The sequence below is a fragment of the Paraburkholderia sediminicola genome (assembly GCF_046026855.1).
GTDB lineage: Bacteria > Pseudomonadota > Gammaproteobacteria > Burkholderiales > Burkholderiaceae > Paraburkholderia > Paraburkholderia sediminicola_A.
Genome location: NZ_JAQQET010000013.1, coordinates 70152 through 96545 on the forward strand (window position 1 = coordinate 70152; position 26394 = coordinate 96545).

At 62.2% G+C, this 26394-nt stretch carries 27 protein-coding genes; 16 read left to right on the forward strand and 11 right to left on the reverse strand.

Features of this window, described 5'->3' with window-relative positions; all coding sequences use genetic code 11:
* Positions 1–48: 48 nt before the first annotated feature.
* Positions 49–882, reverse strand: a complete 834-nt coding sequence (locus PQR40_RS16200; RefSeq protein WP_408236311.1) for a DeoR/GlpR family DNA-binding transcription regulator — start codon at positions 880–882, stop codon at positions 49–51.
* 277 nt (positions 883–1159) lie between these two features.
* Here PQR40_RS16200 and PQR40_RS16205 point away from each other — a divergent pair, with 277 nt between their 5' ends.
* Positions 1160–3664, forward strand: coding sequence for a GcvT family protein (locus PQR40_RS16205; RefSeq protein WP_408236308.1), 2505 nt, complete (start codon positions 1160–1162; stop codon positions 3662–3664).
* Between the two features lie 17 nt (positions 3665–3681).
* A complete protein-coding gene (purU, locus tag PQR40_RS16210) occupies positions 3682–4557 on the forward strand; it encodes a formyltetrahydrofolate deformylase (protein ID WP_408236305.1) in 876 nt (291 codons plus the stop codon).
* An 84-nt stretch (positions 4558–4641) separates the two neighbouring features.
* Here purU and PQR40_RS16215 read toward each other — a convergent pair whose 3' ends face one another.
* The 3 genes from PQR40_RS16215 to PQR40_RS16225 form a co-directional block, all read right to left on the reverse strand.
* Positions 4642–5187 (reverse strand): cytochrome b, encoded by a 546-nt coding sequence (locus PQR40_RS16215; RefSeq protein ID WP_408236302.1) that lies wholly within the window; start codon positions 5185–5187, stop codon positions 4642–4644.
* Positions 5184–6275: a catalase family peroxidase gene (locus tag PQR40_RS16220; protein ID WP_408338580.1), complete on the reverse strand. Its 1092-nt coding sequence runs from the start codon at positions 6273–6275 to the stop codon at positions 5184–5186. The genes PQR40_RS16215 and PQR40_RS16220 overlap by 4 nt, the downstream gene beginning before the upstream one ends.
* A 114-nt stretch (positions 6276–6389) precedes the next feature.
* Entirely contained in the window at positions 6390–6668 is a 279-nt protein-coding gene (locus PQR40_RS16225) for a DUF4148 domain-containing protein (RefSeq protein ID WP_408236296.1), read from the reverse strand.
* A gap of 167 nt (positions 6669–6835) precedes the next feature.
* Here PQR40_RS16225 and PQR40_RS16230 point away from each other — a divergent pair, with 167 nt between their 5' ends.
* The 3 genes from PQR40_RS16230 (at position 6836) to PQR40_RS16240 (ending at position 9043) form a co-directional block, all read left to right on the forward strand.
* Positions 6836–7561: an anti-sigma factor family protein gene (locus PQR40_RS16230; protein ID WP_408509397.1), complete on the forward strand. Its 726-nt coding sequence runs from the start codon at positions 6836–6838 to the stop codon at positions 7559–7561.
* A gap of 142 nt (positions 7562–7703) precedes the next feature.
* A complete protein-coding gene (locus PQR40_RS16235; protein WP_054036380.1) occupies positions 7704–8222 on the forward strand; it encodes a sigma-70 family RNA polymerase sigma factor in 519 nt (172 codons plus the stop codon).
* Positions 8219–9043 carry an anti-sigma factor family protein gene (locus PQR40_RS16240; protein ID WP_408236290.1) on the forward strand — a complete coding sequence of 275 codons (825 nt, stop codon included), beginning with the start codon at positions 8219–8221 and terminating at the stop codon, positions 9041–9043. Before PQR40_RS16235 ends, PQR40_RS16240 begins: the two co-directional genes overlap by 4 nt.
* A gap of 29 nt (positions 9044–9072) precedes the next feature.
* On the opposite strand, the gene PQR40_RS16245 is transcribed toward PQR40_RS16240, so the two are convergent.
* From PQR40_RS16245 to PQR40_RS16255, 3 genes are all read right to left on the reverse strand, one after another.
* Positions 9073–10143 carry a lipase secretion chaperone gene (locus PQR40_RS16245; protein WP_408509398.1) on the reverse strand — a complete coding sequence of 357 codons (1071 nt, stop codon included), beginning with the start codon at positions 10141–10143 and terminating at the stop codon, positions 9073–9075.
* A gap of 4 nt (positions 10144–10147) precedes the next feature.
* Positions 10148–11242 carry a triacylglycerol lipase gene (locus PQR40_RS16250; protein WP_408509399.1) on the reverse strand — a complete coding sequence of 365 codons (1095 nt, stop codon included), beginning with the start codon at positions 11240–11242 and terminating at the stop codon, positions 10148–10150.
* 105 nt (positions 11243–11347) lie between these two features.
* Complete coding sequence (locus PQR40_RS16255; RefSeq protein ID WP_408236281.1) at positions 11348–12283, reverse strand: AraC family transcriptional regulator; 936 nt, start codon at positions 12281–12283, stop codon at positions 11348–11350.
* Positions 12284–12490: 207 nt separating this feature from the next.
* Between PQR40_RS16255 and PQR40_RS16260 the strand changes: the two genes are divergently transcribed.
* Positions 12491–13411 carry an NmrA family NAD(P)-binding protein gene (locus tag PQR40_RS16260; protein WP_408236278.1) on the forward strand — a complete coding sequence of 307 codons (921 nt, stop codon included), beginning with the start codon at positions 12491–12493 and terminating at the stop codon, positions 13409–13411.
* Positions 13412–13437: 26 nt separating this feature from the next.
* The gene (locus tag PQR40_RS16265; protein WP_408236275.1) at positions 13438–13638 is read left to right on the forward strand and encodes a hypothetical protein; all 201 of its coding nucleotides are present in this window, start codon (positions 13438–13440) and stop codon (positions 13636–13638) included.
* 161 nt (positions 13639–13799) lie between these two features.
* Here the strand turns inward: PQR40_RS16265 and ribA are convergent, their stop codons facing one another.
* Positions 13800–14450: a GTP cyclohydrolase II gene (gene ribA / locus PQR40_RS16270; RefSeq protein WP_408236440.1), complete on the reverse strand. Its 651-nt coding sequence runs from the start codon at positions 14448–14450 to the stop codon at positions 13800–13802.
* A 269-nt stretch (positions 14451–14719) separates the two neighbouring features.
* Here ribA and PQR40_RS16275 point away from each other — a divergent pair, with 269 nt between their 5' ends.
* Positions 14720–15163: a CBS domain-containing protein gene (locus PQR40_RS16275; protein ID WP_408212913.1), complete on the forward strand. Its 444-nt coding sequence runs from the start codon at positions 14720–14722 to the stop codon at positions 15161–15163.
* 362 nt (positions 15164–15525) lie between these two features.
* Here PQR40_RS16275 and PQR40_RS16280 read toward each other — a convergent pair whose 3' ends face one another.
* Both PQR40_RS16280 and PQR40_RS16285 read right to left on the reverse strand, forming a co-directional pair.
* Positions 15526–15870: a DUF4148 domain-containing protein gene (locus tag PQR40_RS16280; protein WP_408236272.1), complete on the reverse strand. Its 345-nt coding sequence runs from the start codon at positions 15868–15870 to the stop codon at positions 15526–15528.
* Positions 15871–16162: 292 nt separating this feature from the next.
* The gene (locus tag PQR40_RS16285; RefSeq protein ID WP_408236269.1) at positions 16163–16813 is read right to left on the reverse strand and encodes a DNA-3-methyladenine glycosylase; all 651 of its coding nucleotides are present in this window, start codon (positions 16811–16813) and stop codon (positions 16163–16165) included.
* 377 nt (positions 16814–17190) lie between these two features.
* Between PQR40_RS16285 and PQR40_RS16290 the strand changes: the two genes are divergently transcribed.
* Together PQR40_RS16290 and PQR40_RS16295 are read left to right on the forward strand one after the other, a co-directional pair.
* Positions 17191–17556 carry a BON domain-containing protein gene (locus PQR40_RS16290; protein ID WP_408236266.1) on the forward strand — a complete coding sequence of 122 codons (366 nt, stop codon included), beginning with the start codon at positions 17191–17193 and terminating at the stop codon, positions 17554–17556.
* Positions 17557–17981: 425 nt separating this feature from the next.
* Positions 17982–19064 carry a calcium:cation antiporter gene (locus PQR40_RS16295; RefSeq protein WP_408388861.1) on the forward strand — a complete coding sequence of 361 codons (1083 nt, stop codon included), beginning with the start codon at positions 17982–17984 and terminating at the stop codon, positions 19062–19064.
* A 44-nt stretch (positions 19065–19108) separates the two neighbouring features.
* On the opposite strand, the gene PQR40_RS16300 is transcribed toward PQR40_RS16295, so the two are convergent.
* Positions 19109–20002, reverse strand: coding sequence for a LysR substrate-binding domain-containing protein (locus PQR40_RS16300; protein WP_408509400.1), 894 nt, complete (start codon positions 20000–20002; stop codon positions 19109–19111).
* Between the two features lie 549 nt (positions 20003–20551).
* Between PQR40_RS16300 and PQR40_RS16305 the strand changes: the two genes are divergently transcribed.
* The 6 genes from PQR40_RS16305 to PQR40_RS16330 all read left to right on the forward strand — a co-directional run bounded on the left by PQR40_RS16305 (position 20552) and on the right by PQR40_RS16330 (position 26393).
* Positions 20552–21646 carry an ABC transporter substrate-binding protein gene (locus tag PQR40_RS16305; protein WP_408338595.1) on the forward strand — a complete coding sequence of 365 codons (1095 nt, stop codon included), beginning with the start codon at positions 20552–20554 and terminating at the stop codon, positions 21644–21646.
* Positions 21643–22623, forward strand: coding sequence for an ABC transporter permease (locus PQR40_RS16310; protein ID WP_408388865.1), 981 nt, complete (start codon positions 21643–21645; stop codon positions 22621–22623). The genes PQR40_RS16305 and PQR40_RS16310 overlap by 4 nt, the downstream gene beginning before the upstream one ends.
* Positions 22620–23510 (forward strand): ABC transporter permease, encoded by an 891-nt coding sequence (locus tag PQR40_RS16315; protein WP_408236254.1) that lies wholly within the window; start codon positions 22620–22622, stop codon positions 23508–23510. Before PQR40_RS16310 ends, PQR40_RS16315 begins: the two co-directional genes overlap by 4 nt.
* 48 nt (positions 23511–23558) lie before the next feature.
* The gene (locus PQR40_RS16320) at positions 23559–24632 is read left to right on the forward strand and encodes an ABC transporter ATP-binding protein (protein ID WP_408509401.1); all 1074 of its coding nucleotides are present in this window, start codon (positions 23559–23561) and stop codon (positions 24630–24632) included.
* 116 nt (positions 24633–24748) lie between these two features.
* Positions 24749–25573, forward strand: coding sequence for a transporter substrate-binding domain-containing protein (locus PQR40_RS16325; RefSeq protein ID WP_408509402.1), 825 nt, complete (start codon positions 24749–24751; stop codon positions 25571–25573).
* Between the two features lie 67 nt (positions 25574–25640).
* The gene (locus PQR40_RS16330; protein ID WP_408236245.1) at positions 25641–26393 is read left to right on the forward strand and encodes an amino acid ABC transporter permease; all 753 of its coding nucleotides are present in this window, start codon (positions 25641–25643) and stop codon (positions 26391–26393) included.
* Position 26394: the final 1 nt, after the last annotated feature.

Consider the following 26394-nt stretch of genomic DNA (forward strand, 5'->3'; position numbering starts at 1 on the left):
TGGAGGCGGCGTTGAAGGCTGCATAAGACGCCGAAAACGCGGCCCGGGCTAGCGCGTAGCGGCAGCCGCCGGGTCGACGCGACTACCGTCTCCAGCATCTGACCCGGAGCCGCCTTGCGCAGGCGCCCCGACGCTGACTTCCAGACCCGTTGCAGCAAACACCTGAGCAAGTGCCGGAGCCGGCGCCTGGTCGGTGACCAGCAGATCGACCGCATCCGGGCCGAAGGCGTGGACGAGCGCGCTATGGCCGAATTTCATGTGATCCGCCGCGACCACACGCCGCTCGGCCTGCGCAAAGGCCGCGAGCGAAAACGCCACGTCGGCGGGCAGTGCGTCCATGAAACGGCCCTGCATGTCGATCGCGGTGACCGAAACGATCGCGTAGCGCACATGGAACTGCCGCAGGAAGGCAAGCACGCTGTCGCCAACGGCGGCGGAGTCGTCGGCGCGCAGTTCGCCCCCCGCGATGAACACCCGATTGCCGTTGCGCGGCGCCAGCACGCGGGCGACTTCGATCGAGTTGGTCACTACCGTGAGCCGCGAGCGCGCGGTCAGCGCCTGCGCGATGTGCAGGCAGGTCGTACCGCCTTCGAGGATCAACGAGTCACCATCCCGCACGAGCTCGCTGATGCGCGCGCCAATGGCCTGCTTGCCTGCGCGGCTTGCCACCATGCGCCGCTGGAACGGCGGCTCGTCGAGCCGCTCGGGCAGCATGATCCCGCCGTGGACCTTGATGAGCAGGCCATCGGCAATTAGCGGCTTGATATTGCGGCGGATGGTCTCGTCGGAAACCTCGAAGCGGCCGGCGAGATCAGTGATCGTGCACGTGCGCTGCTCGTGCACGAGTCGCAGAATTTCGGCTTGGCGTTGGGTGGAGAACATAGGGCTCGTGCGATAACTGATGGACAGAGTCTAGCAAAACACACACTTAAATGGAGGAGATACCCACACATTACCAAGCAAAACCATATCTAAAATTGACGCTAAGCGAATCTCGATCGAGGCGGTTGTGCACTGGAAGCGACCATTCGCACAGGCTAATAGCGTTTCACTATGGCTATCTTGTGACGCCAGCACTCACGCAACAATTCCAGACAGATGTTGCACTCCGTGTTTTTTTACGGCAATCTGTGCACAGTCATTCAACCAATTCCCACACATGTCCACATCCATTCCTGCCCACGCACGCGTCGTCATCATTGGTGGCGGCATCATCGGCTGCTCCGTCGCCTATCACCTCACGAAACTGGGTTGGACCGATGTGGTTCTGCTCGAACAGGGCCAACTGTCGTGCGGCACGACCTGGCACGCGGCTGGCCTCGTCGGTCAGTTGCGCGCGCAGGAAAGCATGACCAAATTGATCCGTTACTCGACCGCCCTCTACGCCGAACTCGAAGCCGACACCGGCCTCGCGACCGGCTGGAAACAATGCGGCTCGCTCTCGGTGGCCCGTACGGCCGAGCGGATGACGCAACTCAAGCGCACCGCCGCCGTCGCGCGTGCCTACGGCGTGGCGTGCGACGTGATCAGCCCGCAGGAAGCCGGCGATCTATGGCCGGTGATGCGCACCGACGACCTGCTCGGCGCCGTCTGGCTGCCGGGCGACGGCAAAGCGAATCCCACCGATCTGACTCAAGCCCTCGCCCGCGGCGCCCGCACACGCGGTGCGCGCATCGTCGAGAACACCCGTGTCACGGCAATTCACACGCGCACCGCGCTCGAAGACAGGACAAACGGCACGACAGGCGCACGCGAAGTCAGCGGCCTCGCCTGGCGCAACAAGGACGGCGAAGAAGGCACGATCGGCGCGGACATCGTCGTGAATTGCGCGGGCCAGTGGGCCAAGGCGGTTGGCCGTCTGTGCGACGTGACCGTGCCGCTGCACTCGGCCGAGCACTACTACATCGTCACCGAACGCATTGCCGGCGTGCATCCGGACCTGCCGGTGATGCGCGATCCGGACGGCTTCATCTACTTCAAGGAGGAAGTCGGCGGCCTCGTGATGGGCGGCTTCGAGCCGAACGCGAAACCGTGGGGCATGAACGGCATCCCGGACAATTTCGAATTCCAGTTGCTGCCGGACGATTGGGATCAGTTCGAAATCCTGATGGAAAATGCGCTTCAGCGTGTGCCCGCACTCGAAACAGCGCAAGTGAAGCAGTTCTACAACGGCCCGGAGTCGTTCACGCCGGACAACAACTTCATGCTCGGCGAAGCGCCAGAGTTGCGGCGCTTTTTTGTCGGCGCGGGCTTCAATTCGATGGGCATCGCGTCGGCCGGCGGCGCCGGCATGGCGCTCGCCGAATGGATCGTTGCCGGCACGCCGACCATGGACCTGTGGCCGGTCGACATTCGCCGCTTCGCGCGCTTTAACGGCAACGACACCTGGCTGCACGACCGTGTGAAGGAAACGCTTGGTCTGCACTACGCCATGCCCTGGCCGAACCGCGAACTCGATACCGCGCGACCGTTCCGCCGCTCGCCGCTCTACCCGATGTTGCGTGACCAGGGCGCGAGCTTTGGCAGCAAGATGGGCTGGGAACGTCCGAATTTCTTTGCGCCAAGCGTGGCTGAAGCGAAGATCGACTACGCCTTCGGCCAGCAGAACTGGCTGCCGTGGAGCGGCGCCGAGCATCGTGCCTGCCGCGAAGGCGTGGCGCTGTTCGACATGACCTCGTTTTCGAAATTTCTCGTGAAGGGGCGTGACGCGCAAAGCGTGCTGCAAGGCATCGTCACCAACGATGTTGCGGTGCCGGCCGGCACCACCGTCTACACCGGCATGCTCAACGAGCGCGGCACCTACGAGTCCGACTTCACGTTGACCCGTCTCGCCGACGATCAATACCTCATCGTCTCCGGCTCGGCGCAGACCACCCGCGATTTCGACTACATCGAGAAATCGATCCCGCACGACAAACACTGCACGCTGGTCGACGTCACTGGCCAATACGCGGTGCTGGCGGTGATGGGCCCGCGCTCGCGCGAGCTGCTGCAGAGCATCTCGAAGGCAGACTGGAGCAATGCGGCATTTCCTTTCGGCCAGAGCCGTGAAGTGGATATCGGCTATGCAACGGTGCGCGCCACGCGGCTCACCTACGTCGGCGAACTAGGCTGGGAACTGTACGTGCCGGTCGAGTTCGCGGCGGGCGTCTACGAGACGCTGCAAGCGGCGGGCCAACCGTTCGGCCTCGCCAATGCGGGCTATTACGCCATCGATTCGCTGCGCATCGAGAAAGGCTATCGCGCATGGGGCCGCGAGCTGACGCCGGACTCGAACCCGTTCGAAGCGGGTCTCTCGTTCGCCTGCAAGCTCAATAAAGACATTCCGTTCCGTGGCCGCGAGGCCTTGCTGAAACTGCGCGCGGAACCGCTGCGCCGACGCATGGTCGTGCTCACCGCCGACGGCGCGGCCGATCGCATGCTGTGGGGCGGCGAGGCGATCCTGCGCGACGGCAAGCCAGTCGGCTTCGTCAGCTCGGCGGCCTTCGGCCATACGTTCGGCTGCCCGGTGGCGATGGGCTACATCAACAATCCGGACGGTGTCGCGGACGCAGCGTATCTGAACAGCGGCCGCTACGAGTTCGACGTGGCCGGCGACCTTCTGCCTGCCACCGTGCATCTCAAAGCACCCTACGACCCGCGCTCAGAACGCGTCAAAAGCTGATCGAACCGGAACCGCTCATGCCACACCTTGATAACAGCTACATCCTGAAGCTGTCGTGTCCCGATCAGCCGGGTATCGTGCACGCGGTCTCGGCCGCCTTGCTCGAAAGCGGCGCGAATATCGTTGACTCCGCGCAATTCGGCGACCGCCGTACCGAGCGCTTTTTCATGCGCACGTATTTTCAGTTGCAAACCGGCGGCAGCGCTTGCTGCGACGACCTGCGCAAGCACTTCGAACCGCTCGCGCAACGCCTGAACATGCAATGGCAGATCGCCGATGCGTCTCACAAGCCACGCGTTCTGCTGATGGTATCGAAGATCGGGCATTGTCTGAACGATCTGCTGTTCCGCTATCGCACCGGACAACTGAACATCGAGATTCCTGCGATTGTGTCGAACCACAAGGATTTCTACCAGTTAGCCGCGAGCTATAACATTCCGTTCCATCACTTCCCGCTCCTGCAGTCGACACCTGCGGCGAAGGCTGCGCAGGAAGCGAAGATCTGGGAGGTGGTAGAGGACCATGCAATTGATCTGGTCGTACTCGCGCGCTATATGCAGGTACTGTCAGCGGACCTGTGCGAGAAGCTGGCCGGCCGCGCCATCAATATTCACCATTCGTTTTTGCCCAGCTTCAAGGGCGCTAAACCCTACTACCAGGCTTACGACCGCGGCGTGAAACTGATCGGCGCAACGGCGCATTACGTGACGACCGATCTCGACGAAGGACCGATCATCGAACAGGCGGTTGAACGTGTGGATCATGCGATGGATCCCGACGAGCTGACGATGATCGGACGCGACGTGGAATGTGTCGCACTGTCGCGGGCGGTTAAGTGGCATCTCGAGCATCGAGTGCTTCTCAACGGACATCGAACCGTGGTGTTCCGATAACGCCTGCCAGATTGATCAGCCGGCTCGCCCGCAGCCCTACGACACAGCGCGGCCCTCGCCTGAAAGACCTGGGCGGCGCTTCCCTCATGCCCGGCGCCCGCCGCGCGCCATACTCGAAAACACCCCATCGCGGCGGATCAAACCATGAAACAGCGCCGCCGCGAGATGCAACAGCACCGTGGCGAACAGAGCGAATGCGAACCATGTGTGCAGTGCACGCAGTACCGCGAACAGTTCGATGTTATGCGGTGCGATCGGCGGCAAATGCAGCGGGCCGTATAGCGTGAGCGGATATCCCGCTGCGGATAGCATCGCCCAACCGATCAAAGGCATCGCGGCCATCAGCGCATAGAGAACCAGATGCGAGGCTTTGGCCGCGATGCGCTGCGGCGCCGGCATGTCTGCCGGCAACGGCGGACTGCCGCGCCTGATACGCACGCTCGCACGCAATATCACCAGCAACAGCAACGCAATGCCGAGCGGCTTGTGAAGCGCGACCAGCGTGCCATGCGCATGCGACACCGTCGCGACCATTCCTACGCCAATGAACAGCATCGCGATGATCAGCGGCGCCATCGTCCAATGCAGGAGCCGCGCGAGCGGACTGAAATGTGCATGTGCCGGCTTCATGACCGACCTCCGTTTGTCTGCGTTTGATGAATCCCGGGATGCAGCGTTTCTTCACGCGTACGGCGCTTGTACGACAGCGCGTACGCCGCCGAGCGCGCGGCGAGCAAGGGATCGTCCGACGGTTTGATACCGTTCGGCAAAATGGTGGGATCGAAATTGACGTCGCGGCAGGCACCGTTTTCCTGCGATGTCGTGTGATCGATCACCAGCGTGCCCGCGTCGATCTGCTGACGATCGTCGGGCCATTGCATCGTTGCGTCGTCGGTGGCGTCGCCCGGCCGCGCGACCGTCAGGATCAGATGCCAGCGCAACGGTCCGCTTTGCAGGCGCTGGTCGAGATCGGCCGCGAGGAAATTCTTTTCGGCCTTTTGCGCATCGGTAATCGGCGCGTACGGCGTTTCAGGCACCATCGCCCAACGCACCGCGCGGCTATTGCCGGCGGTGTCAGTAAAACGGAATGCGTTGATGCTGTAGTACACGGCATTCGCCAGACTCGATGACGGCGGGTGCGCTTTCACCCAAGCCTGAAACGGTTTGGTTTCCGGATTCGCGGCGTAAAACGCTTTCAGCTTCGCAGGGTCCGGTTTACCGGTCGCGGCATCAGGTTTCGCCGCAACCAGTTGCTGATAAAACTGCTCGGGTGTATGTACGGCAAAAACGGGCGTCGAATTCATCCCCGTGCGCCACTGCTCGCCGTTCTGCAACTGGAACAGCAAGGCCATGCTGCGTACCGGAGAGCTGATATCGGGCGCCGACGGGTTGCCGCCCGGCACAGCAAAACGGCCCGTGACCGGTGTACGGCCAACAACCAACACTGCGGCGCGCGACAGCACGGCACCGTCGCCATTACTGTCGAAATAGCCCTCCACGCATAGGCCCTTTGCATGGTTGCGGCGGTAGCCGGGATGCGGCTGACCGGCCACCGCTTCGAACGTATTGATGAAACGCGGCGCTGTGAGCCGCCCCGGTGTCAGCCAGCCCGCCGTATAGGCAAAGCCGCCGGCAAGGACTGCAACGACCGCGCCGATCGCGGCGAGCCGGCATGGCACGCATATAGGCTCAGTATTGAGAACGGATGGTTTTGTCACGACGGCTCCTCGACTCTCGGATAGATGCACTCATCGGCTAACACCGCATTCGGCGATCTATTCCATCCGAGGTCCGGCGCGTCCGTTCACTATGCGCGCCGGATATCGATCGCTTCAATTGACGTCACCCGCCGACGCGCTGCCGCTCGCGACATGGCTTGCGGCGGCCGCCTGTGCGGCGAGCGCTTCCTTGTGCTGCTCGACTTGCCGTGCGAAAACGGGATTGACATCCGGATACGATGCGTCGGTCACGTAATCGAGGCCGTTCTGTTGAGCTTCAATCAATTCCTGGTACACCTGAGCACGTGTCTTACCTTCTGCAAAAGCGCTCGACGAAGCGGCGAAAGCGACAAAAGCGACGGCGGACAATGCGGCAAAAGTAATCTTCTTCATGATGAACTCCAGTGAGTTTTGTGCGGGCTTGCATGAGGGAGAACCACGAGTTCGTGGTTTTTATTCCTGCATTGGCGATTCGCAAAAAACAAACTTCGAACCCGGAATAAACTCACACTTGCGCGTGTTCGCCACTCGATAGCTGAAATCTGACAACCGCCAAAACCATGACCTCAACCGACGCCCCCTCCGACTCACCGCTTTCCGAAGCCGACATTCAGGCCTATGCCGATGGCACGCTGACGCCGGAACGCGCCGCGTTTCTGCAGGACTATCTCGGCAAGGATCCGGCGGAGGCGCGCCGAGTGGCGTTCTACGGCAGGCTGAACGCGCAGATGCAGCAGGCCTTCCAGACAACTGAAGAACCCGTTTCGAGCCGCGCCGAAGGATGGCGCCGCGCACTAGACCCGCTGAAGGCCGCGAAGCGTCCGGGCAAAGCGGTGAAGGCGTTCGGGGCGCTCGTGCTGACGCTGGCGGCCGCGAGCGGCTGGCTGGCCGCCACTCAGGTGTCCCGCCAGGCACTCGACAATGCCGCCGTGATGGCGCTGGCAGAAACCGCCGACACACAGTTTTCCGCCGCATCGCCCACGCGAACCGACGTGTCCGCGCCCAACCTCGCTGCAATCGGATTGCGACTGGTTGATCAAAGGGTCCTATCGCTCGGCCCATTCCAACGTGCCAGCGAGTTCATTTATCTGAACGGAGACAACCGTCCGGTGGTGCTGATTTCGACGCTGGCACTGCTGGCGCCGGCTCAGCCGCAGTGGGCCGCCCACCGCATCGGCGAGATCCGCCTGCTGACCTGGACAGCCCGGCGGCAGCGCTTCGTGGTCGCCGGCGACGCCCGCACCCACGGCCTGATGCGTGCCGCCGACGTGATGACCATGCGCTAAGCCCTGTCCGGATTTTCGCAACGCAGCCAAACACAACGGAATAAAATGCGCCCACGCGTGTTTGCACCTCGAATGCGCGTGGTGATTCAATCGACGGCCGCCCACCCGGCGCCCGCGAGAAGCCCCACGATTGGGATAAACAATGGATGTCCGTGACGAGTTGATGGAGCATGTGCCGCGCTTGCGGCGCTATGCGCGAGCGCTGATCAACAATCGCGATCTCGCCGACGATCTGGTGCAGGACACGCTCGAACGCGCGCTCGGCCGCACCGGCATGTTCCAGCCTGGCACCGATCTACGTGCGTGGCTGTTCACGATCATGCATAACGTGTTCGCCAACCAGGCGCGCAAAGCCTCGGCGCGCGCCGTCCACGTGGCGGTCGACGACGACAGCGTTCACGAAAGCGAATTTGCCGTACCGTCCGATCAGACCCGTTCGCTGGAAATGCGCGACCTCGACTACGCGTTGCAGCGTCTGCCCATGGAGCAGCGTGAAGTCGTGCTGCTGGTCGGTCTCGAGGAAATGAGCTACGCCGACGTGGCCCTTGCGCTGAACATTCCGATCGGCACGGTGATGTCGCGCCTTTCGCGCGGGCGCGAGCGGCTTCGGGCATTGATGGCGGGCACGCAGCCCGGTGCAAAATTACAGGTGGTGCGATGAGCGACCAAAACACGCCGATCGGCGAAGAAGACCTGCACGCGTACGTGGACGGCACGCTGTCCGACGAACGACGCGTCGAGGTAGAACGCGCGCTCGAACAGAATCCCGAGTTGGCCACGCGCGTCAGCGATTATTTTTCGCTGAACAACATGTTCCATGAACGCTATGACCGCGTGCTGAGCGAGCCCGTGCCGAAACGTCTGCAGGCGCCTGCACCGCGGCGCTGGCGCATTGCCGCCAACTGGCCGCAGTTCGCCGGGATGGCTGCGGCGCTGGTGATGGGCGTGGGCATCGGCGTGGGCACGCATATGGGGCAGGACGTGATTGCGCCGGTCGCCGGCCATTCCTCGGACACGCGGCCCGTTAGCGCGGATAGTTCCGAGGGTTTCGCACGGCAAGCCGCGGTGGCGCATGTGGTTTATATGCCCGCTGTCGACCGTCCGGCGGACATGAATGCCGATCACGAGCAGGATTTCGTACAGTGGCTGTCCAACCGGCTCGGCACCAACGTGCACCCGCCGATTCTTTCGAAGAGCGGTTTCAATTTGTCAGGCGGCCGCCTCTTGCCGGGTGCCGATGGGCCGACCGCGCAATTCATGTATCGCGGGCCAAACGGCGAACGCGTGACGCTGTGTATTTCGCATCGTCAGGTGAACGCGAATACCACCGCGTTCAAGCTGTATCAGGACGGACCGGTGAACGTGTTCTACTGGGTGGACGGCGACTTCGGCTACGCGGTGTCAGGCGGCATCGATCGCAAGGCGTTGTTGCAACTGTCGCATGACGTGTATTCGCAGTTGACCGGGGTCGCTCCGGGTTGAGGATGCCGCATCGCGGCACGATAGTGGGTTCAGTTTGCTGAACCGCTACCGCGGTCGAGCGACGCTGCACGCATTGCGTCGCTCGGATTGGTGAAGAACTGCTGGCGCAACTGCGTGATCTGCGCATCGCGTTGCTGAGGCGGCAAATCCTGCTTGTCGATCTGCGCGCGCTGGCTCGAATAGTCCGCGTAGCGGGCTTGCCAGGCATCTTCGGCCTGCTGCATCTGCACGACGCGTTGCGCCGCTTCAGGCCCAAGTGTCTGCGTAATCTGCGCACGCATCGTATCGAGCGAAGCGCCCTGCTTCTGCGCGTGGCCGATTGCGTCAAGTGCGGCCTGCTGCTGGCGTGCACGCTCGTGGGCCGCGCGGGTTTCCGGCGGCAGTGCCGCGTCTAGCGCGGCGAGACGCGCCGCTTTTTGCGCCGAGCTCAACGAGCCATCAGATGCGATACGCAAGCGCGCCAAATCCGTGTGTTGCTGCTGTGATTCAGCGCCGAAGAACGGTTCGTTCCACTCGCCCATCAGCCGGGCGCCTAACGCGTCGCGCTGGTCGAGTGAGAGTTGCAACGCGTCGAGGTCCGGCTTTGCGCCGCTCTGACTTTGGTTTTGGCTTTGAGTCGCGGAGTTTTGCGGCACTTGTGCGAGCGCCGTGAGATATGCGTTGTAGCGCTGCCAGACAGTCACCGCTTCATCGGCGACCGGTGTGCCGTCGAGTTGCGCGGCGATCTGGCGACGCACCAATGCATCGAGCGTCGCGGCGGAGATTTCGTTTTGCGTCGTCAGGAAGTAATCGAAGAAATCGCGGACCGCACGCGTGCGCGCGAGGTGGCCGTGGCCATCGGTTAGCAGATGCGGCGGAGACGAACCGTCGAGCGAAGCGGGCAATGCATCAGCCATCGACGCGCCGGTGGCCATGCCCTTGCTCGAAGCGAGCGCGGTTTGCACGGAACTCGCTGCATTCGCCGCCTGCGGCGCTGATGCATCACCCGCCGCCGGCGGGCGGTTCAGCCACAACGCAGCCCCGGCAGACACCACGCCCACCGCCACGAAAACCAGCCACTGGCTCCGCGCACTGCCCCGTTGCCGATCCAATCGCCGCATCCGCTCAAACGCCTTGTGTCTTCAGCCGGTTTGCCTGCGTACGAATCACTGCCACCGGGTCCGCCGCATTCGCGCCACGCACGCCGAGCAACTGGTTGATTTCGTCGAGATGGTTCCACTTGTAACTGGTGCCGAGCACTTTGCCATAGAGTGCGCTGCACACCGAGACAAGTCCGTCGTTCTGTCCCGACTGGCGGCTCAGCATGAGCGCACCGGTGCCGTACAGAACGAGTGTCGACGGATCGAGAACGTTCGCTGAATCGAGTAGCGCGACGCTGGTGTCGGTCGCGCCCGGAATGCCGAGTACCGAAGTCGGCTGGATCGCACTGCCCGCCCACGAGTACAACAGATGCGTGTTGCCGTTGACGGTTTCAGTCGCCGCACCGGTTTGACACGAACCCGGCGCACCAAGACCGGCGCTCGGATAGCGCAAATTGTATGCCGCGGCGTTCGCCGTGGTCAGCGTTTGCAGCGCGGCGACTGCATTCTGGTTGGTGTTGTGATTGCTACTCGTCAGGATGCCGAATATATTCGCAAAGGCGCCGATGATCGGTGTTGAAAGACCTGTCGGATCCTTTTGCAACGCACCCTCCACGAAGTCGGCGAACTCCGAGCCGCGATGCGGCGTGCCGATCGTGGTGACCGAAGCAACGAGTTCCGGCGCGACCGCCGCGACGTAGCGCGAGGTCAAACCGCCCTGGCTGTGGCCGATCAGGTTCACTTTCTGCGCGCCGGTTGCGGCCAGGACCTGCTTCACATAAGCGAGTAACTGTTCGCCGCGGCCGTTCGGACCATCGTCGCTTTGAAAGCCTGACAGGTTCGCCACGTACACGGTTGCGCCGTGCTGCTGGAGGTCAGACTGAATGCCGTACCAGTAGTCGAGCACACCGAGGTATTTGTCGGTCCCTGTGAGGCCATGTACGAGGATGATTGGATAGCGGGTTGCCGCGTAATCGTCGGTGCTGGTGTTCGACGTCGCGGCGACGGCGCGATCTATACCGGCTGGTGCTGCGAGCGTCAGAAGAACGGCAAGCGGAGCATTGGCGACAACAGCAGCGATCGCCCAGGCGACGATACGAGAACCCTTCGATTTCGACATGTGACGGCCTCCGGTTGCGAAGTCCGCGTATTTAGCTATACAAATCGAGTGAGGGCAATAGAGCGGGAACTCCAAACTGGCTATGGAACGGTGCGAGTTGAGGGTTTAGCGCCGTGTTGCGATGCGGTGAGCATCGAAGGTATCGAGTTCGATAATGCTGCCTGGATTCGGGCTTGACTTGACCAGCTCCCGCGGCGTAACCCCCAGCAACCGCCCCATCCAATGCGCCATATGACTCTGATGCGCGAAGCCCGTCTCCAGCGCAATCTGACTCGCGCTCAGCCTGCCTTGAAGCAACAGCGCTCTCGCCTGCTCCACTCGCCGCTGCACCACATACTGATGCACCGGCATACCGAGCGTCTCGCGAAACAGCACCTTGAAATGCGGCACACTCAACTCGGCGTGCGCAGCCAGTTCGCCAAGCGTGAGGCGCTGATCGAGATGCGCTTCGATAAACTCGATCACGCGAGCAGCGGTCTTCGGCGCCAGCGTACGGCGCTTGTTCTCGAGCTCGTCGAGCACCGGCGCGCTGCCAATCAGCCGCACAACCATGGCCGTACACAGACTCTCTGCATACAGCGGATCAGACGCATCGTCCGCTTCGAGTTCGGCACGTAACGCCCAGGCCAGATGCTGAAAACGCGGATCGCGCATCTGAAATTGCGGGCGAAGCTGCGCATCGCTCGTCTTCAATTCCAATTGTTCGACAGTCCTCTGCGCAAACTCTTCAGCGATCCAGACGCTGAAAATCGTGCACGCGGATTCATCGGTCCACTGCCCGTCGACGCCCGCCGGAATCACATCCGCATCGCCATGCGCCTGAATCCGCGAGTAGCGGCGCTCGTTGCACATGCAACGCGCCTTGACCGGCGCGCCGACATGCACGCCCACGCGATGATGCTTGAGTGCTGGAATCCGGTGCAATCCGGCTGACACGTTGACCAGCTCCGCGCCGAAGCCTCGCCAGCCGAGTGCCTTGCTTGAGCGCAATGCAATGCGGGAACCACTGTGCGGCTGCGGTATCGGTGTCACGGCATTCATTGCTTCCCCTCGTGGATGGCGGCCAACGTGTGTGCATTGTGCTGCGTTTTTCCTGGCTTTGCTTGACCCGCACCGCCTCAACCCGCATGTTGCGCCGCCACAAAACAAAACAATCATCCGAATCTGCGCACGACAATCCGCGCCCGCGCGTTTCTCTATCCCTACCTCCCTAAGATGACGACACACCGATACGGCAAGGAGCCCAACGTGTTCGTCATCTTTGGAGCAGCAGGCAATGTAGGCAGAGTGAGCGCCGCGGCATTGCGCCGGGCCGGCCGTGAGGTGCGCGCGGTCGTGCGTGACGGCAAGCAAGGTGAAGTGTTAGCAGAAATCGGCTGTGAAATCGCCCTTGCCGATCTGCTCGACCCGGCTTCGGTAGCGCGTGCTATCGAAGGCGCGTACGCGGTACAGATACTGTGCCCGGTGCCGCGTGCAGATGCCGACCCCGCGAACACGATGCGGCGCATGATCGACGTGAGCGCCGACGCATTACGCGCCAACCCGGCGCAACGCCTGCTTGCGCTCTCGGACTACGGCGCGGAACACGCGAGCGGCACCGGCATCACGACACTGTTTCACACCCTCGAAACGCAACTCGCGCCTATCGACTCACAGTTGACGTTTCTGCGCGCAGCGGAACACATGCACAACTGGGCTCGCGTATTACCCATCGCGCTCGCGAGGGGCGTGCTGCCGAGTCTGCATCATCCCTTGAGCAAGCTGTTTCCGACGGTTGCCGCCGAGGATGTCGGCCTACTGGCCGCCGAACTATTGCTCGACGACAGACCGGCCAGGCTATCGCCACGGGTGGTCAGTATCGAAGGTGAGGCGCGCGTCAGCGCGTTAGACGTCGCACGCACGCTCAGTGAATTGACACACCGTCCGATCGCGGCCCATGAAGTGCCACGTGGCGAATGGGCCACCATGCTCCAGGGCGCGGGACTCGGCGAGAACCACGCGCGACTCATCACGGATCTGTACGACGCGCACAACGCGGGCCGCATCGACGTCGAAACGGAGATCAGCGAACGGCGCTTCGGCGCGACCGCGCTAGCGGGCGTGTTTGCGTCGATCCTGGCGCGCGTCGCGGTAACGTCAACTGCAAGTGCAACTTCAGCAGCGCGCTAGACAGCACTCGCGATAGGAGAAACAGCATGCATACCTGCCCTTTGCTGCGCGCAACGGTGAAACCGCGGAAAATCGCCGCGCATCGAACGCCGCAAACGCGCGCGACCATGAACGCCCGCTACTGGACGGCAATCTCAGCAAGTCTTGCGGGACTGGCAGGCTGGCGAGCTCTTCGGGATGTACTCAACGCGATTCCCGACAGCAACGACGACTTTGGTTTGTTCTGATTCGCCGCGGCTCAACTCGACTTGACTTGACTCGATGCGTCATAGATTCGCCGTACATATCTACGGCGAATCTCACCAGCATAACAACGCAATAAGTTGACAAAATCGACGCTTCAACACAGGCCGCCGTTTGCAAAAGGCGGCCTGTACCCATGCGCTAGTTACTCGTTCTCGTCGAAGTAATGCCCGAACTTCACCTGCTTGGTGCGAATATAGCGCTCGTTTTCCTCGCGCATCGGAATCGCCAGCGCGACCCGCTCGCACACCGGAATGCCGTGCTTCGACAGCGTATCGAACTTCTCCGGATTGTTGCTCATCAGGCGCACCGAGGTGACCTTCAGCGTGCGCAAAATGCCCGCCGCCGAATCGTATTCGCGCGAGTCGTCAGGCAAGCCGAGATCGAGATTGGCCTCGACGGTGTCGCGGCCCTGCTCCTGCAGCGCATACGCGCGAATCTTGTTCGACAGGCCAATGCCGCGCCCTTCGTGGCCACGCAGATACAACAGCACGCCGCAGCCTTCGGCCGCGATATAGCGCAGCGCCAGATCGAGTTGCTCGCCGCAATCGCAGCGATATGAGCCGAGCACGTCGCCCGTCAGGCACTCGGAGTGCAGGCGCGTCAACACGGACGACTTGTTTGCGACATCGCCCATCACGAGCGCGAGATGCTCGGCGCCGCTTTCGGCCACGCGAAACACGTAAGAAGTGAACGTGCCGTAGCGCGTGGGGAGCGTGGCGGTAGCGTCGAGGACGACGCATTCGCCGTTGATTGCGCCGTCTGCTGCTTGCGACGGATCGTGAGACGTGAGCATGGCTTTAGACAATGGTGCTGACATGAACCCGATCAATCCGGGAATAAGGTACGGACTGGGAGTTTACCGCTAATCGGCGCGATGCACCCGGATGTCCATACGCCGCGCACGGAACCGCTGCGGCGGCGCCCGACATCCGGACTAAACGTGCCGCGCGCCACAGGTATTCCCGAGGTACCCCGGCCGCGCGTCGCGCCTATACTGGAACAGCCTGTCCCTCACGACAGCGCGCCGCATCGGCGTGCTGCACTGCGAAACGGAGCCGCTCCATGACAAGCGTTGCACAACTTCTTAAAACGAAACCGGACAACACCATCGTCTTCACGGTCGGGGCCGACGATTCTGTCTACGAGGCAATCAAGCTGATGGCCGAAAAGGGCATCGGCGCACTGGTCGTGACGGACGGCGACAGCATCGCCGGAATCATTACGGAGCGCGACTATGCGCGCAAGGTCGTCCTGATGGACCGTTCGTCGAAGGCGACACCGGTGCGCGACATCATGAGCAAAGCCGTGCGCTTCGTCCGTCCCGACCAGACCACGGACGACTGCATGGCCCTGATGACAGAACGGCGCATGCGCCACTTGCCGGTGATCGAAAACGACCGCCTGGTGGGCATGGTATCGATTGGCGACCTGGTGAAGAACATCATCGCCGAGCAGCAGTTCACGATTCAGCAACTGGAGTTCTATATTCACGGCGAACGACCCTGAGGTTCGCCGCCTTTCGCACGCCGCGCGGCACTTCGGGCGTCATACGCTGCGCAACACAGGGCGCAAAAAAAGCCCAATCCTTGAAAGAGGTTGGGCGAAGCTACCTTGCGGCAGCGGAGGTTCCTGAATTGTGAACCGCAACCAGACGCGGCACTGCGAATTCGTTTGACGGACGGTACAAGCTGCCGAAGCTGCCGAACGCCGCCATCGGCAAAACACAAAGTTCTTCAATGCGCGCCGCATAAGGCGCGCATTTCCGTGCTTCCATAAACTGCTGGATGATCGCGGGACGTGCGCCGGAATATTCCTCGCGCGCCCCGCTTCGATCAACGACCGGCAAAACGTGCCGGCCATCGTCGAAATCAGTTACCGAAATAAACCGACTTCGGGCCGGACATCTGCTGGACCACACCACCCGCCTGCGACGAACCGTTCACCGCGCCACCGTAACCACTGGTATTCGCGACCGGTTCCTGCGTCTGAGCGACGGCCGGGTTTTGCGCCTGTACACGGCTTTCGGCGGCTTGAACGTCAGCCGGATAATTCGGGTCGTTGCTCGTGCTCGGGTTGTAGCCGGCTTGCTCCAACTGGATCAATTGATTGCGGACGTCCGCGCGGGTCACGGGCTGGTCACTCGATTGAGCAAACGAAGCGACCGGGGCGGCGAGAATAGCTGCAATGGCGATTGCCTTGATAATCGATTTCATGATGACTTACCTCCAGACTTGGTTTTTTTGGTTCGCTAACCACACAACGTGAGAAGCGACTGGTTTCAGTCTAGTCACCCGATTGTCGAGGGAAAACCCTTGATTACGAGATACATAATTGTTGAAAACGCAAGAATGCGTCGGAAGTTGCTGTTTGCATATATTGAAGGGATAGCTTTACCGTAATAATTGTCGGGATCGTAACCCTTTGTGTCTGACGTTTCAAAAATGCGTGTCCACTAGGCGTTTTTTACCGTATTGCTTCGCGTTGCCTCGCGTTGCTTTACTACCGCTAGTTAAATTTGCGCGCCGCCAAAGCGCCAGCATGCGGCGGAAGCAGCAGTTTTCGCGGCCCGCTGACGAACGCACTACCCGGTTCAAAAAATCGCAACGGCTGATGCATCTCGCGCGACAAGCCAATGCGCGTCGTCACGCCTATCAGCACGTCCCCAGTCTCTATCGCGCCGATCCAAAGATCGCGCCCGGTGCAAAGATCGCGGCCGTCGAATGACTGGCCGATGCCTAAGGCCATGGTGAGCCGGCCCGGGCCGCGCGCGAGGTCGCGCAGCGGCACGCCAGGCCGCCGCGCCTCCATCAGGGGCAAGCCTTCCAGTGGCTCGATGGCGCGAAGCAGAATGCCGGCGCCAATTCCCTCCGCTTCGGCGGACATGTTCAGCATGTACGAAAGCCCGTACGTAAGCCGGACATAGGCATAGCCGGGGGCGAGAAACATCGCGCCGTTATAGGGGCGGCGGCCTAAAAACGCGTGGCTGGTCGAATCGCCGAGCGGATAGGCTTCGGTTTCGACAATCCGGCCGCTGATGCGGCCTTCGGGGAGATCGTGCACCAGGTATTTGCCGATCATGAAGCGCGCCAGCGCGACCGTATCGAGCGGCAATTCGTCACGAAGCAATGAGAGGATGGGCAGCGGCTGAGTCGGCATGCGGTTCGGACTGGATGTGAAGCGCAAAGCGCAGGGTTCGAGGGATGCGCCGCAGACGCATGAACAGGCATGCAGCCCGCACGGCAGCAAGCGACACGCGCCATCGGTCTGCATTCCTCGGCCCATTCGTTGTACCTGAACCTCATTTCCGAGCAGGGTCGCATTCACCATGGCACTAATTGGAGTATCGTGTGTTTCCGGCCTGCAGGACAGCCTTTGCCGGTATGGTGTTCAGGTCCGCCCCATCATCTTACAGACTGAAAGAAGTTGCACGACCCGCAGCAGTGTTCCATTCAGATTTGATCCCGAAGTACCCGCAGGTGCAGTACACCGGCCCATCCGGGGCCGTCGTATTCATGACAATAGGAGAGAGTTGAATGAAAGCATTCCAGGCAATCAAGATGGTCGGCGGCGCGCTGATCGTTCTGGCGTCCGTCAATGCGTATGCGCAAAGCAGCGATGCGGCAGCTCCGGCTGCGCCCATGGCAGCTTCGTCGGCACCTGGCGCGAAGTCGGTCAAGAAAGCCGACCGTGCATTGGGACGCAAAGTGCGCACCGCACTGGCGAAGACCAAGGGCCTGAGCGTGGCCAACATCACCGTACGCTCGCGTAGCGGCGCAGTGACGCTGGCCGGCACGGTGCCTGAGCAACCGCAAGTCGACCTGGCAACCCAGACCGCGCAAGGCGTGGCAGGCGTGACATCGGTCAAGAACGCCCTGACGATCCGTCCGGTCGGACAGTAAACGCGTCAGTCAGTTTTAGCGCTATATCCGGGCGCAACGCTTCGTCAGAAGGCCGCGCGTCCGGACCGGAACATCCTGTTTCTTTCATTTGATTTGTTAGCCCGGCAGTTCCGTACCACCGATGGGTGTTTCAACCATCGCAACCGCGCCGCGTTTTTCCGCGCAATCCTGCGTAGCTCACGCCTTCAGAACGCAGAACGGCAGCCGGTTACCTTACCGCCTTCGCCACTACGTCGACACACGCTGTCCCGCGGACTGACAAAACCTCGTTCGTTGAAAATTATCCTTTATAATTTAATGTGTTAGAACGCGTTGTTGACAGGATGGATTAGCATTCGCGCTCGCGGCCGGGTTTCACCGGCGCCCGTCTGCGCGCGTCGCGCCAGTCCCAAGCAAACAGAACAAGCACCGAAAGGAAGCCCTGAATGACTACGCCCGCGACCGTTTTGCCCCGCTGGACCATAGCCGCGCCCTTCATCGCCTGGATCGTGCTGGGTGTGGCGTATGCCCTGCCGGGCAACGGGCTGCTGCTCGCGTTAATCGGCGTAGCGCTGTGCGCAGCCGTGTTTACAGCGGTGCACCATGCGGAAGTGGTCGCGCATCGGGTCGGCGAGCCGTTCGGTACCCTGGTGCTGGCGGTGGCCGTGACGGTGATCGAGGTTGCGCTGATCGTTTCAGTGATGTTGACATCCGGTCCCGAGAAGGCCGGCCTCGCGCGCGACACCGTGTTCGCTGCGGTGATGATCGTCTGCAATGGGATCGTGGGCATCTGCCTGCTGGTGGGCGGCATCCGGCATCGCGAGCAGGACTTTCAGAGTCGGGGCGCCGCGGCGGCACTGGCGGTGCTCGCGTCGTTGTCAGTATTGACGCTGGTCATGCCGAACTACACGACGACCAGCGCCGGCCCGCTTTTGTCGTCGTCGCAACTGGCATTCGCCGGGGTGTCGTCGCTGGTGTTGTATGGGGTGTTCGTGTTTGTCCAGACCGTGCGGCATCGCGATTACTTTCTCGCCGACGTCCCCGACGAGGACGTTCATGCCGCTCCGCCGAGTATCGGCGTCGCGCTGACAAGCGGCAGCTTGCTGGTGGTGTGCCTGGTTGCCGTCGTGTTGCTGGCGAAGGTGCTCTCGCCGGTGGTCGAAACCGCGGTGAAGAACGCGGGCGCGCCGCCGGCGGTGGTCGGCATTATCATCGCCGCGCTGGTGCTGCTGCCCGAAGGACTCGCTGCTGTTCGCGCGGCGCGCGCCGATCGCTTGCAGAACAGCCTGAATCTCGCGCTCGGCTCGGCGCTGGCGAGTATCGGGCTGACCATTCCAACGGTTGCCGCGGTGTTTTTGTGGACTGCCCAGCCGCTCATACTCGGTATCGACGGCAAGGAAACCGTGCTGTTGATGCTCACGCTGGTCGTCGGCACCCTGACGCTCAGCAGCGGACGCACGACGATTCTGCAAGGCGCCGTGCATCTGTCGCTGTTCGCAGCGTATCTGTTTCTGTCCTTCGCGCCCTGACGACAGGCTGGGGCCCGCGCTCTACCGGAACAACGGGCTCCTTCTTACTCCTCCCAATGCTCCGCGATCCAGTCGCGAAACAGATTCAGCTTCTGCTGATGCGCGACTGAATCCGGATACACGAAGTAATAACGCCAGCCGGTCTTAAGCACCGTATCGAACGGCCGCACGAGGCGCTTGGCCGCGACGTCTTCATCGATCAAGGCAAGGTCGCTGATGGCGACACCGAAGCCCTGCAACGCGGCGTTGGTCGCCATGTCGAGCGTGTCGAAGCTCGGGCCGTGGCCGGCGTCGATACCGTGTGTATTGGCGGCATCGACCTCGCTCACCTTGGCGAGCCACATCTTCCAGTCACGATGATCGCGCGTGGGATGCAGCAACGTGTGGCGCGTCAGATCCGCCACCTCGTCCAGCGGTTTGTCTTTCAGCAGATCCGGCGCGCACACCGGCGTCAGACGCTCCTCGAATAACGGCACCGCCTGCACGTCCGCCCCAGGCGACGAGCCATAGATGATCGCCGCATCGAACGGCTCGAGCTGAAAGTCGACGTCGTGCTGCCAGGTCGTGGTGATCTGAACGTGCAACTCGGGGTACTCGGCCTGGAAGCGCATGATCTTCGGCAGCATCCAGCGCATTACGCAAGTTGGCACTTTCAGTGCGAGATCGGTGCGCTGACGCGTGAGGCGCAGCGATATCTCTTCGATACGCGCAAAGCTCTCCTTCACGGCCGGCAGCAGCAATTCGCCTTCGGCGGTCAGCGTCAGACCTTTTGCATGGCGTTTGAAGAGCGGAAACTTGTAGTAATCCTCGAGCGCGATGATCTGCCGGCTCACCGCGCCTTGTGTCAGGCATAGATGGTCAGCGGCGCGCGTGAAGCTGCGATGCCGCGCGACGGTTTCGAAAATCTGCAGCGCGTTGAGCGGCGGGAGACGTCGCATCTGGGTAGTCCGGTCCGGGATCAGAAAAAGTCATTGCTCGGATAGGCGGCGTTGCGCGCCGTCATACCCATTGAGCCCACAGGATACGCGATCAGATTGTCCCGTACGCGTTGCGCGCGGGCAAACGCGCATGCATTTGGCTCATGACGCGACCATCCGGTCCAGCCCAAGCGTACCCGCCCGCACCGATTCAGGGCAAATCCCACCTGACACCGCACCAGAACCGAGCTTTCCTCATACCTCCTCCACGTTCGTCCGCGCAAAAAAATCATGGACGTTAACCCCGATACGCCACTGTTCCGGCGTTCCAACGGATCACAGCAAAGCCGCCGCTAGCGTCGCGCAACAGCCAGCCCATGAGATTCTGTCATGCGCTCCATGCGCATATTTCGTTTGTTGGGGGATTTTGGCAAACCTAGAGTGCATCCACACGCAACGCATCCGGCATTGCGTGCGGTTGGGCTCCACAGGCAGCGCACATGGGCGATGCAGCGGCAGCGGTCAGAGCGAAACTCACCAGGCAACAGGCGTTCAACACAGGAGACCGCCATGCAAGAGATCAAACGGGGTAGAAGGCAGGCCATCAAGACGATCGGCGCAGCGCTCGCGGCATCCACCTTGCCGATGCCGTTCATCAATCTGCGAGCACAGGAGCACAACTTCTCCGGCAAAACGCTACGCTTGCTGACCTGGTCGGACGACACCGGCGCGGCCGCCTTGCGCAACATCGCCGCCACGTTCATGGCGAAGACCGGCGCGAAGGTCATCGCCGACCGCGCCGACGGGACCTCCGGCATGGTCGCCAAGGTCAAGGCCGCAGGCGATCGCCCCACTTACGACGTCATCACGCTAGCCGGCGTCGGCGCGGCGGGTCTCGGTGACGCGGGTCTGCTGATGAAGCCCGATCTCGACAAACTGCCGAACCTGAAGGACGTCGCGCCGCAATACCGCACGGGGGCGAATGGTTTCGGCGTCGGTTACCTGCTGTGGTCGGACGGCCTGATCTACAACACGTCGACGGTCAAGACTGCACCGACCACGTACGAAACATTGTGGGACCCGAAGTACGCCGGACGCCTGTTCCTGCCGCCGCCGGAATGGGCCGAAGCTGTGGACCTCGCGATCATCGCCGCGAAGATGAACGGCGGCTCGCAACAGAACATCGAGCCGGGTTTCAAGAAGCTCATGCAGTTGAAAGACCGCGTGATGACACTCGGCGAGAACCCGAATCAGGTGGCCGATCTGTTCCGCACCGGTTCGCTCGATATCGGCGGCATCTATTCGCCGGCTTTTTTCCCGGACCAGATCCGCAAGCCCGAGTACAAGATGGGCGTGACCTACGGCATGAAGGAAGGCTTCGCCACGCAGTTGATGTTCACGGTGATTCCAAAGTCGCACCCGGCCGACAGCGATCTGATCCACGCCTTCATCAACCATTCTCTCGACGCCGGCGTGCAAGGTCGCATGGCTGCCGACGTGCTGAATGGCCCGGTCAATTCGAAAGCCGTGATTTCCGCCGAAAGCCGCGCGTTCGTGCCGAGTCCGCAGCAGATCGCCGAGAAAGCGATCCTGCATGACGACAAGGCGCTCGCCGTCGTGCAGCCGGCGTGGATCAAGCGCTACACCGAAATTTTCTCGGCATGACCGCGATGCTCGCGCGCTTTTCGCGGCGGGTCTCATCGACGTCGGACGCTGCGGCGGGTGCGGCGGGTGCGGCTTCCGGCTCGCCCGGCGCCGCATCCGGCGCACCTGACGAGCAGGCGTCCACGGCACTCGCGAAAGCGCGCCCCTGGCTTCTGCTCACGCCGATCCTGCTATTTCTCGCCATACTCGGCGCGGCGGCGCTCGTCGTGCTGCGTATGAGTTTCGGCACCCAGGGCAGCGAATGGCACGGCTTCACGCTGCAGAACTACGCTGATCTCATCGACGGCTATTTCATGAAGTCGCTATGGCTCACGTTGAAGCTCGCGCTCCAAAGCATGATCTGCGCGGTGCTGCTGGCCATTCCCGTCGCGTTGGCAATGGCGCGCACCAAATCGCGGCTCGCGCGGCGGCTGTTGCTTGCGGGCGTGCTGCTGCCCCTGCTCGTCAATCTGCTGCTGCAAGGCTATGGCTGGTTGATCATTCTCGGCCCGGCCGGCCTGCTCAATCACGCGCTGCTTGGCAGCGGCCTTGTCGACCGCCCGGTGATGTGGCTGTATCGCGAACACGGCGTATTGCTCGGTTTGATTCAGACGGCGTTTCCTCTGGCCGTGCTGCCGTTGTCGAGTGCGATGCGCGCGGTATCGAGTTCGTATGAAGAAGCCGCGGCCACGCTTGGCGCGACGCGCTGGCAAACGCTGCGTCACGTGTTGCTGCCGCTCGCCATGCCGGGTCTCGTGTCCGGCGCCCTGCTCGTGTTCGCCTACAACGCCAGCGCATTTGCCGTGCCGCTGTTGCTCGGCGGACGCCGTGTGCCGATGCTCGCCGTGCTGGTCCACGACCAGGTCGCGCCCTTGCTGAACTGGCCCGCCGCGTCCGCATCGGGCGTCGTCTTGATGATCGCGACGCTTACGGTGATGGCGCTTTCGCAGCGCCTCGTGCGCCGTACGCAACATCTCGCCGAGGAGCCCCACGCATGAGCACGCCGGTTCACACTCCACGCCTGACGCGTCCACCGCGTTCACCGCGCCTGCCGCGTTTGCCGATGACCATGCCCGGCCAGCTCGGCAAGGCCACCGCACTGCTCGCTGCCGTCGTGCTGTTTCTCGCCGCGCTGCCCATCCTGACGATGATCACGATGTCGTTCAGCGCGGCCGACACGCTCGAATTCCCGCCGCACGCTTATGGTTTGCATTGGTACCGCGCGGCGTGGCAGAGCTTCGTCTCACCGGATGCGAGCGACGCGCTCTCGATGGGCGCCGCGCTCAGCACAAGCCTGATCGTCGCGCTCTCGACGATGGTCATCGCCACGCTCGTCTCGGTGCCCGCCGCCTACGCATTGAGCCGCTACCGTTTTCGCGGCAAACCCGCGGTCGAACAACTGGTGGCGTTGCCGCTCGTCTATCCGCTGGTGATGCTCGGCTTGTCGTTGCTGCTGGTGTTCAACGTGCTGCCGGTCGAACTTGGCGTGTTCCGGCTGATCATCGCGCATGTGATTCTGGCGCTGCCGTTCACCGTGAAAAATTGCGCGGCGTCGGTGGCCTCGATCGGCCCCGAATTCGAGGAAGCGGCCTGCGTGATGGGCGCGAGCCCGAGCCGCGCGCTGATCGACGTAATCCTGCCACTCATGCGCCCCGGTATTCTCGCCGGCATGCTGTTCGCGTTCATCATCTCGTTCAACGAATTCACGGTGACCTTCTTCCTGTACGGCATCGACACGATGACGCTGCCGGTGTGGCTTTACAGCCGCACGGTGTCGTCGCTCGATCCGACCGTGTTCTGTTTCGCCGTATTCATCGTCGCGATCGACTTCGCGCTGATCTGGCTGCTCGAAAAGCTGATCGGCGACGAAGGGGTGGCGCTTTGACCATCCTTTCGATTCGCGCGGTGCTGATGCCTTTTGCTGGAGCATTCGATGACCCATCTGACCTTGCAGGCCGTGACCAAGCGCTTCAACGCGGCCTATGCCGTCGACAGCGTCGATCTGAGCGTGCCCGACGGCAAGCTGGTGTGCTTCCTCGGGCCGTCCGGCTGCGGCAAGACCACCCTGTTGCGCATGATCGCCGGGCTGGAAACGCCGGGCTCGGGCAGCATCAATTTTGCCGGTCGTGACATCACGCGCCTGCCCGCCAACCAGCGCGACTTCGGCATGGTGTTTCAGTCGCTCGCACTGTTTCCGCATATGACGGTCGCGCAGAACGTCGCGTATCCGCTCAAGCTGCGCAAGACCTCGAAAGACGCGCAAACGCGCCGCGTCACCGAATTGCTGGAACTGATCCAGTTGCCGCATATGGCGAACCGGCCGGTCACGCAACTCTCCGGTGGCCAGCGGCAACGCGTAGCGATTGCCCGCGCAATCGCATCGCAACCGAAACTGCTTCTGCTCGACGAACCACTCTCCGCACTCGACGCCAAACTGCGTGAAGCGATGCAGGTCGAAATCCGCCTGCTGCAACAGCGTCTCGGCATCACAACGATCATGGTCACGCACGACCAGCGCGAAGCGATGACGATGGCCGACGAAATCGTGGTGATGGAGAAAGGCCGGATTGCGCAAGTCGGCAAACCGCTCGATATTTATCGCGACCCGGTCAGCGAATTCGTCGCTGACTTTATTGGGCTCGGCAACATCCTGCCGGTTACCTATGACGGCGCGGGCGGCGTCAGTCTGCCGGGCGGCAGGCGCATTGCCGTTGCGCAACCGGCGCGGGTGCCGGAGTCCAGCAGCGATATCCGTCTGCTGATCCGGCCGGAGGACGTGTGCGTCAAATCCGCGTCCGATGCTGCGGGACAGAACCGCCTCGCCGGCACGGTGACGTTTATCCGCGACGTGGGGGCGTCGCTCGAAGCGACGATCGATTGCGCGGGTTTCACCCTGACCGCCGCGACCACGCCACGCGAAACACCGGGGCTGACGCTCGGCATGCCGGTGTTCGCGGAATTGCCACCGCACGCGTGCAAACTGATCGCGGCCCGCGCGGCGCATTGAAACGCGTCACTCAAGAACGCCACTGAGGCATGGCACTGAAACACGCCACCGAGGCACGCCACTGAAGCGTTCACAGAAACCCATTCCAATACCGAGTTTTCGACAGAGGAAAGACCATGAATCAGCCCCAAGTTGCTCCATCGAATGCGCGCCGCGTCTTAGCCACCCTCGCCGCGACGCTCGCCTTCACTGGCCTCGGCGCACTGTGCGCGTTTTCGTCCGCCGCGCATGCCGACGCGCTCGACAGTATCGCCAAGTCCGGCACGGTACGAATCGGTGTATTCGAAGACTACCCGCCGTTCGGCTCGATCGGCCCGGACATGAAGCCGATGGGCTACGACATCGACGTCGCCAATCTGATCGGCAAGTCGCTCAACGCGAAGGTCGAGCTCGTGCAGGTGACCGGCGACAACCGCATGGCCTACCTCGCCGATCACAAGGCTGACATGCTGCTTTCAGTCGGTCAGACGCCGGAACGCGAAAAGGTGATCGACTTCTCGCAGCCTTACGCGCCCTACTACCTCGCCGTCTTCGGTCCGAAAACGCTACCGGTGAAGAACGCCGCCGACCTCGCCGGCAAGTCGATTTCGGTCGCGCGCGGCACGCTGGAAGACCTGAGCGTGACCAAGATCGCACCGCCCAGCGCGAACATCAAACGTTTCGACGATCCTAACGGCGCTATTTCGGCGTTTCTTTCTGGTCAGGTACAGTTGATGGTAGTCGGCAACGACGTCGGCGCAACCATTCTCGCGCGTCATCCGGCGAACGATCCGGAGCAGAAATTCGCGCTGTTCAGCTCGCCGGACCATGTCGGTTTGAACAAGAATGAGCCGCGTCTGAAGCAGAAAGTCGACGACACAATTGCCAAGGCCCGCAAGGACGGCACCATGAACGCGATTTCGCAGAAATGGCTGCGCACGCCGCTGCCGGCCGACCTCTGAACCTTTATTGCGCGGACCGGCCAGGCCGGCCCGCGCCGGAGTTTGACCTCACGATGAGCGCCAAGTCATGACCTATGCGTTCGATTTCAGCGGCTTCGGCCTGTATGCGGGGCTGCTCGCGCGCGGCGTCGCCGTCACGCTGGGGCTGACAGCCGTATCCACCGTGCTCGGCGGCGTTGTCGGCATTGGCGGCGCGAGCATCGCGGTGGCCGGGCCGAAGTGGGCGCGCTGGGTGGTCGCGACTTACGTCGAGTTGATCCGCAATACGCCGTTCATCGTGCAGTTGTTCTTCATCTTCTTCGGCTTGCCCAGCCTCGGTATTCATATCGACGAAGTGCAGGCCGCGATTCTGGCGATGACCGTCAATCTTGGCGCGTACGCGATCGAAATCGTGCGCGCCGGTATCGATTCGATTCCGCGCGGCCAGGTGCAGGCGGCGCAAGCGCTCGGCCTGCACGGGCGGCAAGTGTTTCGTTACGTCGTGTTGCCCCAGGCGGTCGCCAACGTGTTTCCCGCGCTGCTGAGCCAGGTGCTGATCGTGATGCTCGGTTCGGCGGTGGTCTCGCAGATCTCGGTGCCCGATCTGACCTATGCGGCCAACTTCATCCAGTCGCGCAACTTCCGCTCGTTCGAGAGCTACGTGATCATCACCGCGACGTATCTGGTGTTGTCGATCGTATTGCGGCAACTCATGAACCGGCTCGGCCGCAGCCTCTTCGCGGGCCGCGTGGCTCGCGGCGGCAGCAGCGACAGCGCGCCGCGTAACTGGCGCACCCGCCTCATGTGGCGCGGCGCCCGCACCCTGCCGACGGAGCGTTGAT

Excerpts from the sequence above, each read along its gene's own strand:
- PQR40_RS16200 (WP_408236311.1), bottom strand. The coding sequence starts at position 882 with ATGTTCTCCACCCAACGCCAAGCCGAAATTCTGCGACTCGTGCACGAG.
- PQR40_RS16310 (WP_408388865.1), top strand. The coding sequence starts at position 21,643 with ATGACCGCGATGCTCGCGCGCTTTTCGCGGCGGGTCTCATCGACGTCG.
- PQR40_RS16325 (WP_408509402.1), top strand. The coding sequence starts at position 24,749 with ATGAATCAGCCCCAAGTTGCTCCATCGAATGCGCGCCGCGTCTTAGCC.
- PQR40_RS16305 (WP_408338595.1), top strand. The coding sequence starts at position 20,552 with ATGCAAGAGATCAAACGGGGTAGAAGGCAGGCCATCAAGACGATCGGC.
- PQR40_RS16235 (WP_054036380.1), top strand. The coding sequence starts at position 7,704 with ATGGATGTCCGTGACGAGTTGATGGAGCATGTGCCGCGCTTGCGGCGC.
- PQR40_RS16230 (WP_408509397.1), top strand. The coding sequence starts at position 6,836 with ATGACCTCAACCGACGCCCCCTCCGACTCACCGCTTTCCGAAGCCGAC.
- PQR40_RS16205 (WP_408236308.1), top strand. The coding sequence starts at position 1,160 with ATGTCCACATCCATTCCTGCCCACGCACGCGTCGTCATCATTGGTGGC.
- PQR40_RS16265 (WP_408236275.1), top strand. The coding sequence starts at position 13,438 with ATGCATACCTGCCCTTTGCTGCGCGCAACGGTGAAACCGCGGAAAATC.
- PQR40_RS16290 (WP_408236266.1), top strand. The coding sequence starts at position 17,191 with ATGAAAGCATTCCAGGCAATCAAGATGGTCGGCGGCGCGCTGATCGTT.
- PQR40_RS16295 (WP_408388861.1), top strand. The coding sequence starts at position 17,982 with ATGACTACGCCCGCGACCGTTTTGCCCCGCTGGACCATAGCCGCGCCC.
- PQR40_RS16320 (WP_408509401.1), top strand. The coding sequence starts at position 23,559 with ATGACCCATCTGACCTTGCAGGCCGTGACCAAGCGCTTCAACGCGGCC.
- PQR40_RS16215 (WP_408236302.1), bottom strand. The coding sequence starts at position 5,187 with ATGAAGCCGGCACATGCACATTTCAGTCCGCTCGCGCGGCTCCTGCAT.
- PQR40_RS16250 (WP_408509399.1), bottom strand. The coding sequence starts at position 11,242 with ATGTCGAAATCGAAGGGTTCTCGTATCGTCGCCTGGGCGATCGCTGCT.
- PQR40_RS16330 (WP_408236245.1), top strand. The coding sequence starts at position 25,641 with ATGACCTATGCGTTCGATTTCAGCGGCTTCGGCCTGTATGCGGGGCTG.
- PQR40_RS16280 (WP_408236272.1), bottom strand. The coding sequence starts at position 15,870 with ATGAAATCGATTATCAAGGCAATCGCCATTGCAGCTATTCTCGCCGCC.
- PQR40_RS16240 (WP_408236290.1), top strand. The coding sequence starts at position 8,219 with ATGAGCGACCAAAACACGCCGATCGGCGAAGAAGACCTGCACGCGTAC.
- PQR40_RS16255 (WP_408236281.1), bottom strand. The coding sequence starts at position 12,283 with ATGAATGCCGTGACACCGATACCGCAGCCGCACAGTGGTTCCCGCATT.
- purU (WP_408236305.1), top strand. The coding sequence starts at position 3,682 with ATGCCACACCTTGATAACAGCTACATCCTGAAGCTGTCGTGTCCCGAT.
- ribA (WP_408236440.1), bottom strand. The coding sequence starts at position 14,450 with ATGCTCACGTCTCACGATCCGTCGCAAGCAGCAGACGGCGCAATCAAC.
- PQR40_RS16285 (WP_408236269.1), bottom strand. The coding sequence starts at position 16,813 with ATGCCGACTCAGCCGCTGCCCATCCTCTCATTGCTTCGTGACGAATTG.
- PQR40_RS16300 (WP_408509400.1), bottom strand. The coding sequence starts at position 20,002 with ATGCGACGTCTCCCGCCGCTCAACGCGCTGCAGATTTTCGAAACCGTC.
- PQR40_RS16225 (WP_408236296.1), bottom strand. The coding sequence starts at position 6,668 with ATGAAGAAGATTACTTTTGCCGCATTGTCCGCCGTCGCTTTTGTCGCT.
- PQR40_RS16245 (WP_408509398.1), bottom strand. The coding sequence starts at position 10,143 with ATGCGGCGATTGGATCGGCAACGGGGCAGTGCGCGGAGCCAGTGGCTG.
- PQR40_RS16315 (WP_408236254.1), top strand. The coding sequence starts at position 22,620 with ATGAGCACGCCGGTTCACACTCCACGCCTGACGCGTCCACCGCGTTCA.
- PQR40_RS16275 (WP_408212913.1), top strand. The coding sequence starts at position 14,720 with ATGACAAGCGTTGCACAACTTCTTAAAACGAAACCGGACAACACCATC.